General features: G+C 69.8%; 11 protein-coding genes. 3 read left to right on the plus strand and 8 right to left on the minus strand.

What is annotated here, in order from left to right; genetic code table 11:
* The first annotated feature begins 76 nt into the window (after window positions 1–76).
* Window positions 77–946 (plus strand): class II glutamine amidotransferase, encoded by an 870-nt coding sequence (locus D7V77_RS00760; protein ID WP_120574341.1) that lies wholly within the window; start codon window positions 77–79, stop codon window positions 944–946.
* 1 nt (window position 947) lies between these two features.
* Here the strand turns inward: D7V77_RS00760 and tsaE are convergent, their stop codons facing one another.
* The 8 genes from tsaE to tilS all read right to left on the minus strand — a co-directional run bounded on the left by tsaE (window position 948) and on the right by tilS (window position 10,609).
* On the minus strand, window positions 948–1,433 hold the full coding sequence (tsaE, locus tag D7V77_RS00765; protein ID WP_120574342.1) for a tRNA (adenosine(37)-N6)-threonylcarbamoyltransferase complex ATPase subunit type 1 TsaE: 486 nt from the start codon (window positions 1,431–1,433) through the stop codon (window positions 948–950).
* Window positions 1,430–2,962: an NAD(P)H-hydrate dehydratase gene (locus D7V77_RS00770; RefSeq protein ID WP_120574343.1), complete on the minus strand. Its 1,533-nt coding sequence runs from the start codon at window positions 2,960–2,962 to the stop codon at window positions 1,430–1,432. Before D7V77_RS00770 ends, tsaE begins: the two co-directional genes overlap by 4 nt.
* A gap of 14 nt (window positions 2,963–2,976) precedes the next feature.
* A complete protein-coding gene (locus D7V77_RS00775; RefSeq protein ID WP_120574344.1) occupies window positions 2,977–3,351 on the minus strand; it encodes a holo-ACP synthase in 375 nt (124 codons plus the stop codon).
* 6 nt (window positions 3,352–3,357) lie between these two features.
* The gene (locus D7V77_RS00780) at window positions 3,358–4,083 is read right to left on the minus strand and encodes a pyridoxine 5'-phosphate synthase (protein WP_120550607.1); all 726 of its coding nucleotides are present in this window, start codon (window positions 4,081–4,083) and stop codon (window positions 3,358–3,360) included.
* A 101-nt stretch (window positions 4,084–4,184) separates the two neighbouring features.
* Window positions 4,185–5,579, minus strand: a complete 1,395-nt coding sequence (gene glmM, locus D7V77_RS00785) for a phosphoglucosamine mutase (protein ID WP_120574345.1) — start codon at window positions 5,577–5,579, stop codon at window positions 4,185–4,187.
* Window positions 5,580–5,743: 164 nt separating this feature from the next.
* On the minus strand, window positions 5,744–6,967 hold the full coding sequence (folP, locus tag D7V77_RS00790; RefSeq protein ID WP_120574346.1) for a dihydropteroate synthase: 1,224 nt from the start codon (window positions 6,965–6,967) through the stop codon (window positions 5,744–5,746).
* A 172-nt stretch (window positions 6,968–7,139) separates the two neighbouring features.
* Entirely contained in the window at window positions 7,140–9,056 is a 1,917-nt protein-coding gene (gene ftsH, locus D7V77_RS00795) for an ATP-dependent zinc metalloprotease FtsH (protein WP_120574347.1), read from the minus strand.
* Window positions 9,057–9,238: 182 nt separating this feature from the next.
* Window positions 9,239–10,609 (minus strand): tRNA lysidine(34) synthetase TilS, encoded by a 1,371-nt coding sequence (gene tilS / locus D7V77_RS00800; protein ID WP_120574348.1) that lies wholly within the window; start codon window positions 10,607–10,609, stop codon window positions 9,239–9,241.
* Between the two features lie 435 nt (window positions 10,610–11,044).
* Between tilS and D7V77_RS00805 the strand changes: the two genes are divergently transcribed.
* Together D7V77_RS00805 and D7V77_RS00810 are read left to right on the plus strand one after the other, a co-directional pair.
* Window positions 11,045–11,254 carry a TIGR04563 family protein gene (locus D7V77_RS00805; RefSeq protein WP_014396356.1) on the plus strand — a complete coding sequence of 70 codons (210 nt, stop codon included), beginning with the start codon at window positions 11,045–11,047 and terminating at the stop codon, window positions 11,252–11,254.
* 9 nt (window positions 11,255–11,263) lie between these two features.
* A complete protein-coding gene (locus D7V77_RS00810; protein WP_014396355.1) occupies window positions 11,264–11,545 on the plus strand; it encodes a TIGR04563 family protein in 282 nt (93 codons plus the stop codon).
* Window positions 11,546–11,583 lie beyond the last annotated feature (38 nt).

The following is an 11,583-nucleotide window of genomic DNA, read 5'->3' on the forward strand; positions in this document are numbered from 1 at the left end:
TGAACAACTGGCATCGGCCGAGGGGGCAGGTGGAACTTCCCTCGTGGGCCGGCCGTTGTAGAGATCAGCTGCCACCATGTGCCGATTATTTGGATTCAGGAGTGCTGTTCCCGCCGCTGTCCATACCGCCCTGGTGACGGAGAGGAATTCCCTCCTCATCCAGTCGCGTGAACACAAGGACGGTTGGGGTATCGCCACGTACGGGCAGGAGTCCTCGCCGCTCGTCGCGCATGGCGTGGGCCCCGCGCACTGCGACCCCGACTTCGAGCGCGTGTCGAGCCAGGTCTCGGCGCGCACCGTGGTGGCGCACATCCGGCTGGCGAGCGTGGGGGCGGTGGAGCTGCGCAACTCGCACCCGTTCCACTTCGGCCGCTGGTCCTTCGTGCACAACGGCACGCTGCGCGAGTTCGCGAAGCACAAGGCCACCGTGGAAGGGCTCATCCACCCGGAGCTGCGCGTCAACATCAAGGGCACCACGGACAGCGAGCGCTGCTTCTACCTGTTCCTGTCGCGGCTGTCGGCGCGCGGGCCGCTCGACGGCACGGTGAGCGTGGAGGCGATGGCGCAGGCGCTCGCGGAGACGATGACGCTGGTGTCCACGCTGACGGACGTGCCGGGAAGCCGCGAGCCGAAGGAACGCTCCGCGATGAACTTCCTCGTCACGGACGGCGAGGCGATGGTGGCCACGCGCCGCAACCGCACCCTCTTCATCTCCTCCGGCATCAGCGGCTGCCCGGAAGCCCTGCGCACGCCGAACACGGGGGTGCCGCTCCAGCAGTTCCTCGTCTCCAGCGAGTCGCTGTGCGGCGGGCCGCACTGGGTGCCGGTGGATGAAGAGGACGTGGTGGGCGTGGATTCGCGGCTCACGTTCCACCGCTGGAAGGTGCAGACGCTGGCGGACGGGGTGCTGAACCCGCGGCCGCCAGAGCAGCCCGCCCTGGTCTGATTCAGCCCAGCCACGCCTCGAGCAACGCGGCAGGACGCGCGCCGAAGGCCTCCACGTCGAGGCTCCGCGCGTCCTCTCCCTCATGGCGGAGCGTGACGCGCAGGAAGTCGCGCGGCGCGGCCTGGGGGATGCGGTCCAACCACTCCACCAGCATCGCGTGGTCACCGCCCACCAGGTCCAGGAACCCGGTGGCGTACAGCTCGTCGTAGTCCGTCAGGCGGTACAGGTCCGCGTGGTACAGCGGGATGCGGCCGGCATACGGATACACGATGGCGAAGGTAGGGCTGGCCACCTCCGACTGCGCCACACCCGCCCCTTCCGCCACGCCGCGCACCAGGTGCGTCTTGCCCGCGCCCAGGTCGCCAATCAGCCCCACGAAGTCCCCGGGCTGGAGCAGCAATCCCAGCTTCACGCCCAGCCGGTGCGTCTCCTCCGGTGACGGAGACACCAGCCGCCGCGAGCGCGTGGGCTGCTCCGCGCCGCTCATCGCTCCCACCGCGTCCAGACGTGGCCCAGGCCCACCAGCAGGTCCGTGGCGATGAGGCCCAGCAACCCGCGCTGCTGGGCCATCAGGTCGCCCGCGAGCCCGTGCGCGTACACCGCCGTCCACGCGGCCTTGGGCAGCGGAATCCCCTGCGCGAGCAACGCGCCGCACACGCCCGACAGCACGTCGCCCGTGCCGCCAGTGGCCATGCCCGCATTGCCCGTGGGGTTGATGAACACGCGCCCGCCCGCCTCCGCGATGAGCGTGCGCGAGCCCTTGAGCACCACCGTGCAGTTGAGCGACGTGGCCAGGTTGAGCGCCACGCCCACGCGGTGCGCCTGCACGTCCTTCGTCGTCCGGCCCCACAGCCGCGCCATCTCCCCGGGATGCGGCGTGAGCACCACGGGCCCCTTCGCCTCCCGCAGCACCTTGAGATCCTCCGCGACGGCATTGAGCGCGTCCGCGTCCAACACCGCGGGCACCTCCACGGACGCCAGCAGGTCGCCAATCAGCGCGCCCGTCTCCGGCCCCCGAGGGATGCCCGGCCCCATCACCAGCGCGTCCTTGCCCTCCAGCGCGGACTTGAGGGCCTCCAGGTCACCCTTCCCCAGCGGGCCCTCACCGGGCAGTGGAATGCCCATGATCTCCGGCGAGTGCGCCATCACCCACGGCAGCGCCTCCGGGCGCGTGGCCACGGTGACGAGCCCCGCCCCGCTGCGCAGCGCGGACAGGGCCACCATCGCCGCGGCGCCCGTCTTGCCCGGGCTGCCCGCCACCACCAGCACGTGGCCGTAGGTGCCCTTGTGCGAATCCGCGCGGCGCTTGGGCAGCGCCTCACGCGCGTCCTTCTCCTCCACGCGGAACAGCTCCGCGCCGGACACCGCGCGAGTGGACTCACCACCCAGGCCGATGTCCACGCGCCGCACGTCGCCGCACAGCGACGCGCCGGGCTCCAGCTCATGCGCGGGCTTCACGAAGCCGAAGGCCACCGTGACGTCCGCCTCCACGCACGGCGAGAAGGGCTCCGCCGTGTCGCTCTGGAGGCCAGAGGGCACGTCCGCGGCCACCACCTTCGCCCCCGCGCGCCGCCACCGCGCGACCGTGCCGATGGCGTCCGCGAAGACGCCCTCCGGCGCGCGCTTCAGGCCGGTGCCGAAGAGGGCGTCCACCACCACGTCGCCCGGGCCCGCCTCCGGCAGCGCCTCGAAGGCGCGCGGCGACTCACCGAAGCCCTCCAGCGCCTGGAGGTTGCGCTTCGCCTCCGACGTGAGCTTGCCGGTGTCCCCCACCAGCGACACCACCACCCGGGCGCCTCCCTCCAAGAGGAAGCGTGCGGCGACCAGGCCGTCCCCGCCGTTGTTGCCGGGGCCGCAGAGCACCGTGAAGCGCCCGCCCGCGCCCGCGATGCTCCGGGCGGCTTCCGCGAGCGCACGGCCCGCGTTCTCCATCAACAGCCCGGACGGCATCCCGTGCTGATCCTGGGCGGCCTTCTCGGCCTCTCGCATCTGGTTCGCGGTGAGCACGCGCTGCATGGCTTCCAACCTCCCTACTTCGTCTGGAGCACCACCGTGGCCGCGGCCACGCCGGCATCATGGGTGAGCGCGAGCATCGCGTCCCACCCCCGCGCTTCCATCACTTCACGGGCCACGCCGGAGAGCACGAAGCGCGGCGGACCGCCCTCGCGCACCACCTCCATGTCCCGCCACTTCACGCCCGGAGGCACGCCCATCGCCTTCACCAGCGCCTCCTTCGCCGCGAACCTCGCCGCGTACGCGCTGGCCGCGTCGTGCCGGGGCGCGCAGTACGCGCGCTCACCGTCGGTGTACACGCGCGTGAGGAATGCCTCCGCGCGCGGACCTTCGAGGATGCGCTGGATGCGCTCGATGGAGCAGAGGTCCAACCCCAGTCCGACGATGGGCATGCGGGCCTACCCCGGGTCGCGCATCAGTTCGAGCATCTCACGCACCGCGCGCTCGAAGCCCACCAGCACCGCGCGCGCCACGATGGCGTGCCCGATGTTCAGCTCGTCGATCTCCTGGATGCGAGCGATGGCCTGCACGTTGTCGTAGTTGAGCCCGTGCCCGGCGGCCACGCCCATGCCCAGCTTGGCGCTCGCCTTGGCCGCGTCCACGATGCGCGCCAGCTCCCGCGCGCGCTCCTTCTCGTTGCGCGCCTCGCAGTAGCGGCCCGTGTGCAGCTCGATCCGGTCCGCGTTCACCTTGTGCGACGCGCGCACCTGGTCCAGGTCCGGATCGATGAACAGCGAGACGGCGATCTCCCCGTCCTTGAGGTTCTTGATGATCTTCGCGATGGACTCGCGCTGGCCGGCCACTTCCAGGCCGCCCTCGGTGGTGAGCTCCTCGCGCCGCTCGGGGACGAGCGTCACCACGTCCGGCTTGTACTCGTAGGCGATCTTCACCATCTCCGCGGTGGCGGCCATCTCCAGGTTCAGGAGCGTCTGCACCGTCTCACGGAGGATGCGCAGATCCCTGTCCTGGATGTGGCGCCGGTCCTCGCGCAGGTGGATGGTGATCTGCCGGGCGCCGGCCAGCTCCGCCATCGCCGCGGCCGTCACCGGATCCGGATACACGGTGCGCCGCGCCTGCCGCAGCGTCGCCACGTGATCCACGTTGACACCCAGTCGCTGTCCCATCGTCCCGCTCCTTGCGCTGGCGCGGTGCGGGATTGTCCAGGGACCCGGGCCCGCGCCGGCCCCTCTATTCGTGGCCGGCGTCCGGAAGTCAACCGCTGTCGCTAACCGTTGAGCGCCTTGGAGAGCGCCTCGACGATTTCGCGGGCGTACGCCTCGTTGCGCGCCGCGTCCTCGCCTTCAATCAGCACGCGGGCCTTGGGCTCCGTGCCGGAGAAGCGCACCAGCACGCGGCCGTTGTTGCCCAGCTTCTGCTCCACGTTCTTGATGGCCTTCATCACCGTGGGCAGCTCACCCAGCTCGCGCTTCTGCTTCACCACGACGTTGAGCAGCGTCTGCGGCACCGGCTGGAAGATGGAGGCCAGCTCCGACAGCGGCTTCTGCTGGCGGCACATCACGGCCAGCAGCTGCAGCGCCGCGAGCGTGCCATCGCCCGTGGTGGTGTGGTTCAGGAAGATGAGGTGGCCGCTCTGCTCGCCGCCCAGGCTGTAGCCATTGCGGCGCATCTCGTCCACGACGTGCCGGTCGCCCACGCGCGTGCGGACCACCTTCACGCCCCACTGGGACACCGCGCGCTCCAGGCCGATGTTGCTCATCACCGTGGAGACGAGCGTCTTCTTCTTCAGCTCCTTGCGCGCGACGAGCTCACCCGTGCAGATGGCCATGATGGCATCGCCGTCCACGACGTTGCCCTTCTCGTCCACGACGATGAGGCGGTCCGCGTCGCCGTCCAGCGCGACGCCCAGGTGGGCGCCGTGCTTCACCACCGCCTTGGCCAGGCCCTCCGGGTGGAGCGCGCCGCACTTGTGGTTGATGTTCTTGCCATCCGGGGACACGCCCAGCGCGATGACCTTCGCGCCCAGCTCCTCCAGCACCGCGGGCGCCGTGCGGTACGCCGCGCCGTTGGCGCAGTCCACCACGATGGTCATCCCCTCCAGCGTCAGCTCGCGGGGGAACGTGGCCTTCAGGTAGACGATGTAGCGGCCGCGCGCGTCGTCCAGGCGGATGGCCCGGCCAATCTTGGTCGCCGTGGGGCGGATGTTGTCGATTTCGCCGCTGGAGACCAGCTCTTCAATCTTGGCTTCCGTCTCGTCCGGCAGCTTGAAGCCGTCGCGCCAGAAGAACTTGATGCCGTTGTCCTGGTACGGGTTGTGGGACGCCGAGATGACGGCGCCCGCGTCCGCGCGCATGGACGTGGTGAGGTTGGAGATGCCAGGCGTGGGCAGCGGGCCCACCTGCTCCACGTCGACGCCCATGGAGATGAGGCCGGCGGACAGGGCCTGCTCCAGCATGTAGCCGGAGAGGCGCGTGTCCTTGCCCACGATGACCCGGTGGCGGTGCGGACCGCTGCGGATGAGGTACGCCAGGGCGCGGCCGAGCTTCATCGCGACCTCGGCCGTCATTGGATAGACGTTGGCCACGCCACGAACGCCGTCCGTGCCGAACAGCCGCTCCGTCTTCTGAGCTTCCTTGGGGGGCATGTCCATCCTGTACGCCATGTGTGCCGCTCCACCTTTCCCATTGCCGGAAGGGCTCCGGCCACTCGCGTCCGGGGCTTATACCCCGTCCGGCACGTGGGCCCGAAGCTAGGGATGCGGTGTCACCCAGGCAAGCGCCCAGGCGTGCGGACCTGGCCTGTTTACGACGTTGGGGCTTGCCCCCGTCAGCCGCCGTACAGGTCGCCGCCACCCCGAGCCCGCCGGATGGCGTCCGCCACCGCCAGCGCGTCCCGCGCCTCGCCCACGTCGTGCACCCGCACCACGTCCGCGCCGCCCAGGACGGCCATGGCCGCCACGGAGCCCAGGGTGGCCGCCAGGCGCTCCTGGGGGCCCTTGCCGCCCGTCAGCTTCCCGAGGAAGGACTTGCGGCTGGTGCCCACCAGCAGGGGCTGCCCCAGCCCCCGCAGCTCCTCCAGACGGCGCAGGAGGAAGAGGTTGTGCTCCAGCGTCTTGCCGAACCCGATGCCTGGGTCCAGGAGGATGCGCTCGCGAGGGATGCCCGCCTCGGTGGCCTGGAACATCCCCTCCTCCAGGTAGTCCATCACCTCGCCCACGACGTCCTGGTAACGAGGGTCCTGCTGCATCGTCTTCGGCATGCCCTGGGTGTGCATGAGGCAACACGCCGCGCCCGCGGCGGCCACCACGCCGGCCAACGCCGGCTCCGAGTGGAAGCCGGTGACGTCGTTGATGAGGTGGGCGCCGGCCTTGAGCGCCTCCTTCGCCACCGCCGCCTTCGTGGTGTCCACGGAGATGGGCACGGTGGAGCGGCGCTTGATGCCCTCCACCACCTGGAGGATGCGCGAGAGCTCCTCGTCCGCGGACACCGGGAGCGAGCCCGGCCGGGTGGACTCGCCGCCCACGTCCAGGATGTCCGCGCCCGCGTCCACCAGCTTCATGGCGTGCTCCACGGCGCTGGCCGCGTCCGGGAAACTGCCGCCGTCGGAGAAGCTGTCCGGCGTCACGTTCACCACGCCCATGAGGTACGTGCGCGTGCCCCACTCGAACCGCCGCCCGCTCAAGGTCAGCGCCGGCATGGGCGCGGGGGACAGCGCCTCCTCCAGGGCCCGCGCCAGGCCGTCCGTGCGAGGGGACTTGCGGGCGAGCGAGATCAGCCGGTCGAACTGCTGGCGGCTGCCGGATAGGAGCACCTCGCCGGGGTGGTCCACGTGTCCGCCCGGCGTCCAGGTGGGCAGCTTCTCCCGCTCCTTGGAGCCGTACGGCGGCACCAGCTCCTCCTCGTAGGAGGGACGGCCCCCGGTGACGAGCACGTGCGCGTAGCCCAGCTCGCGCGCCAGGTGCTCGCGGTTGCGGGGCGACAGGTTCAGGCGGCGGAGGACCAGCGACAGGTCGTCGGGGCGGTCGCGGGAGATGAGGCGTGCGCGCAGCACGGTCAGGACCCCTTCAAAGCGTGAGGACGGCGGTGAATCAGTGTCGCCGCTTCGCCGGGTCCAGGGAAGTGAGGACGACTGGAACGCGCAGGGCGTCACGGCGAAAAGCAGAAGGCCCTCCCCGATACGCGGGAAGGGCCTTCGTCACTTCAGGAGGAAGCCTTGAGAGGCGTTACGCCTTCTTCGGCTCCATGTTGGGCAGGCCCTCGAGCGCGTCGAGGATCTTCCGCTTGTCCTTCTTCTCCGTCGGCTTCGGCGAGGAGCTCACGCGCGGCGCCGGGCGCTCACGGGTGAGCTGGCCACCCTGGAGGATGATGTTCACGTCCTCGGCGTCGAGCGTCTCGTACTCCACCAGGGCGTCGGACACGCGCTGGAGCACGTCCAGCTTGTCCGTGAGCAGCTGCTTGCCCGTCGTGTAGCAGCCCACGACGATGCTGCGGACCTCCATGTCGATCTGCCGGGCGGTGTCCTCGGAGTAGTCCTTGGACGAGTTGAAGTCGCGGCCCAGGAAGACCTCACCGTCGCTCTTGCCGAACGCCAGCGGGCCCATCTTCTCGCTCATGCCCCAGCGGCACACCATGGCGCGCGCCGTCTCCGTCGCCCGCTCGATGTCGTTCGCCGCGCCGCTGCTCATCTCGTTGAACATGAGCTCTTCGGCGATGCGGCCACCCATGGCCATGGTGATCTGGTCGAGGATCTGCTTGCGGTAGCCGTTCACCTTGTCCTCGGTGGGCAGGCTCCAGGTGACGCCCAGGGCCTGACCGCGCGGGATGATGGTGACCTTGTGCAGCGGGTCGCAGCCGGGCAGCAGCTTGGCGAGGAGCGCGTGACCGGCCTCGTGGACGGCCGTGTTCCGCTTCTCCTTGTCGGTCATGATCATGGACCGGCGCTCCGGGCCCATGAAGACCTTGTCCTTCGCCTGCTCGAAGTCCGCCAGGTCCACGCGCTCCTTGTTCTGGCGCGCGGCCATCAGGGCCGACTCGTTGACCAGGTTCTCCAGGTCCGCGCCCGTCATGCCGGGCGTTCCGCGGGCGATGACCTCCAGCTCCACCTCCGGGGCCAGCGGCACGCGGCGGGTGTGCACCTTCAGCACGCCCAGGCGGCCCTTGAGGTCCGGACGGGGAACGATGATGCGGCGGTCGAAGCGGCCCGGGCGCTGGAGCGCCGGGTCCAACACGTCCGGACGGTTGGTGGCGGCGATGAGGATGACGCCGTCGTTGGACTCGAAGCCGTCCATCTCCACCAGCAGCTGGTTGAGCGTCTGCTCACGCTCGTCGTGACCGCCGCCCAGGCCCGCGCCACGGTGGCGGCCCACGGCGTCGATTTCGTCGATGAAGATGATGCAGGGGGCGTTCTTCTTGCCCTGCTCGAAGAGGTCGCGCACGCGGCTGGCGCCGACGCCCACGAACATCTCCACGAAGTCCGAGCCGGAGATGGAGAAGAACGGGACGCCCGCTTCACCGGCCACCGCGCGGGCGAGCAGCGTCTTGCCCGTACCCGGAGGGCCCATCATCAGGACGCCCTTGGGGATGCGGCCGCCCAGCTTGGTGAACTTCTTGGGGTCCTTGAGGAAGGCGACGATCTCCTCCAGCTCCTCCTTGCACTCGTCCACGCCGGCCACGTCCGCGAACGTGACCTTGTTGTGGCTTTCGCTGAGGAGCTTCGCCTTCGACTTCCCGAACGTCATCGCCTTGCCGCTGCCGCCCTGGAGCTGGCGCATGAAGAAGATGAAGAACAGGAACAGGAAGACGACGGGCATCCACTGCCCGAGGATGGTCAGCCAGAGGCTGTTCTGCTCCTCGCGCTCGTACTTCACGTCCACGCCGGAGGCGCGGAGCTGGTTGAGCACGGCCACGTCCGGCGGGGGCCCCGTCGTCCGGAACTTGTCGTTCGAGTCGCTGAACGTACCGGAGTAGGTATTGCCCTTGACGGAGACGGCACGGACCTTCTTCTCCTCCACCTTGGTCAGAAGCTGGGTGAAGGTCGGTTCCTGCACCTGCTCGTTGCCTTGCGAGAAGAAATTGTAGAAGGCGACGAAGAGGACGATCAGGATGACCCAGAGCCCGATGGTCTTGTAGGTCGAACGCACGTTTCAGCTGCCCTTTCGGTACTCGGCGGGATGAGGGCCGTGCCAGGAGGAACCCTGGCGAAGTTCGTCATGTGCCCGGCGCCCGCCCGTGTGCAGGCCAGCGACGGACCGTATCAGCAACAGCAAAAAGCCCTCAACTATTTAGGGGACCGCGACCATCCCCCCGTTTCGAAGCTTCGACTCTATAACGGAGGGGTCTTCCGTTCGCTCGTGAGCGGAGGAAAGGCCCACAGCGAGTGTCGGGAAGCCACCTCGCGCGAAGCCGCACCCGGTTCGACGAAGCGCGGCAGGACGCCGGGAAGCCACAGCGGTTCCCCGCGCGCGTCCACCACCACCGGCTGCGCGTCGCGCGCCTCCGAAGGAACGCGGGCATCCACCATCACGTCCTGCACCTTGCGGTGGCCCGCACGCGTCCGGACGCGGTCGCCCTGCTTTCTCGAACGCACCGTGAGTGGCCACGCCGTCCCCTCCTCCAACATCAAGGCCAACACGCCTGGGGGCGGAAATCCTTCCGCGGCCACCTGGAAGCGCCACGCGCCGAAGTCCCCCTGGGCCCCCGGCCCCGCGAGCACCAACGGCGCGGGCGGTGATTCCCCTCCAGGTCCCACACACCGCACCCGCCCGCCGGTGGCCTTCAGGAGGAAGCCGTCGCTCAGAGGAATGACACCCCCGCGCGCCACCACCTCCCGCGCGCGCTCCAGCGTTGCGTGGTCCACCCGGGCGCCCGCCGTGCCCAGCAGCCGTGCGAGCACGCGGCGCCACAGCGGAGGCTCCAGCGCGCGAAGCCCCACGGCGTCCAGGCCGCCCCCGGGCAGCGCCAGCCGCTCCCACGCCGCGTCCGCCAGCCCATCGAGCAGGGCTTCGTCCTCGGAGGCGAGCCGCGCGAAGGTGGCCAGGTGCTCCACGGTGCTGAAACCCGCCGCGCGGTTCAGCGCGGGCAGCACGTCCTGGCGCACACGCGTGCGGAAGAAGGACGGGTCCGCGTTCATCGGATCCACCACGAACCCCACCTCCTCGGTGGTCAGGAAGGCGAGCACGTCCTCGCGCGAGCACGCGAGCAACGGGCGGAGGAGCGTGGCAGCACGGGCGTGGATGGAGCGTGCGCCCCGGAGCGCCGTTCCCCGGGACAGGCGCATCAGCAGCGTCTCCGCCTGGTCATTGAGCGTGTGGCCGGTGGCCACGAAGTCCAGGCCGCGCTCCTGTCGCAGGACCTCCAGGGTCGCGTACCTCCCCGCGCGCGCCCGCGCCTCCAGCCCCGCCCCGGGCGACAGCGCGAGCCGCCGGACGTGGCAGGTCAGCCCCAGGCGCTCGGCCAGACCTACGACGGAGGTCACCTCCTCAGCGGCCTCCGCCCGGAGACCGTGGTCCACTGTCGCCACCTCCACGTGCAGCGCCAGCGCCTCGCGCACGCGCGCCGTTCCGACGAGGAGCGCGGTGGAGTCCGCGCCTCCGGAGACGGCCAGCAGCACCGAGCGCGAACGGGCGCCGTGCTCGGCATACGAGCGGGCGAGCCTGCCGGGCAGCGAGGAGCTTTCAGGAGACGCGCGAGGCATGGCGCCAGCGTTCGGAATGGAGTGTCAGATGACCGGGTTACAGATTCGCGGTGACGGAAGGCGTGGGGATGCATTCCATGATTCCCACAACGGAAGGACGCGGGGCGGAAATAGAACGGCGCTTCGCGGTTGTTGGTCGGACGTTCTGGACTTCATGACGTTGGACCTAGGGGTCCCCCCCCTCCCCCTCTGGGTCCACGGGGCCGCTCGGAGATTCGCTCCCTGCGGTCCCTCTTTCCGAAGCGCCCCGGTCTCCCCTGTGGAGGCCGGGGCGTTTCACTTTTTTGACCGGGGCACTCTTTGTCGGAAGTGGAGCGTTCAGCCCTCGGGCGCACGCTTGAGTGCTCCGAAACCGTTGACCCTTCAGGGCGTCTGTCGGATAACCGCTCCGGTGTGTTCAGGTCGTCACCTCGAATCCGCCCCGGAGACCCAGGCATGGCAGGCACCGACAAGCGCAAGCAGTCGCTGTACTTCCCCGAGGAGATGCTGAAGGAGATCCAGGAGGAAGCGAACCGGCAGGACCGTTCTCTCTCTTGGGTGGTGCAGCAGGCCTGGAAGATCGCCCGCGACCGCATCAAGTCGTTCCCTGCCGTGAATGACGTCACGGGCGACGAGCGCACGGACCCGCGCGAAGAAAGGCCGTAAGGCAGGGCAATGGCCACCACGGATCACCGCAAGCAATCCCTCTACTTTCCCGAGGACATGCTGGAAGAGATCCAGCGTGAGGCAACGCGGCAGGATCGTTCCCTGTCGTGGATCGTCCAGCAGGCATGGAAGGTCGCCCGCGCTGACATCCGCCGCATGCCCTCGGTCAACGACGTGCTGGGCCCCCTGCCTCCACGGCCGGTGGCCGCCGCGGCGCAGACAGCCACCTCCGCTCCCGCGGTGGTGACGTCCAGCGCCCCGGCATCCTCGGACGAGCCCTCGAAGCCGTAGGGCTCCATCCACCCCGGCCCCCGTAAGTCCGACACCGC

The sequence above is a fragment of the Corallococcus sp. CA041A genome (genome assembly GCF_003612075.1).
Lineage (GTDB): Bacteria > Myxococcota > Myxococcia > Myxococcales > Myxococcaceae > Corallococcus > Corallococcus exiguus.

Coding starts and splice junctions, on each gene's coding strand:
- D7V77_RS00810 (WP_014396355.1), top strand. CDS start 11,264: ATGGCCACCACGGATCACCGCAAGCAATCCCTCTACTTTCCCGAGGAC.
- D7V77_RS00780 (WP_120550607.1), bottom strand. CDS start 4,083: ATGGGACAGCGACTGGGTGTCAACGTGGATCACGTGGCGACGCTGCGG.
- glmM (WP_120574345.1), bottom strand. CDS start 5,579: ATGGCGTACAGGATGGACATGCCCCCCAAGGAAGCTCAGAAGACGGAG.
- D7V77_RS00775 (WP_120574344.1), bottom strand. CDS start 3,351: ATGCCCATCGTCGGACTGGGGTTGGACCTCTGCTCCATCGAGCGCATC.
- D7V77_RS00805 (WP_014396356.1), top strand. CDS start 11,045: ATGGCAGGCACCGACAAGCGCAAGCAGTCGCTGTACTTCCCCGAGGAG.
- D7V77_RS00760 (WP_120574341.1), top strand. CDS start 77: ATGTGCCGATTATTTGGATTCAGGAGTGCTGTTCCCGCCGCTGTCCAT.
- D7V77_RS00770 (WP_120574343.1), bottom strand. CDS start 2,962: ATGCAGCGCGTGCTCACCGCGAACCAGATGCGAGAGGCCGAGAAGGCC.
- tilS (WP_120574348.1), bottom strand. CDS start 10,609: ATGCCTCGCGCGTCTCCTGAAAGCTCCTCGCTGCCCGGCAGGCTCGCC.
- tsaE (WP_120574342.1), bottom strand. CDS start 1,433: ATGAGCGGCGCGGAGCAGCCCACGCGCTCGCGGCGGCTGGTGTCTCCG.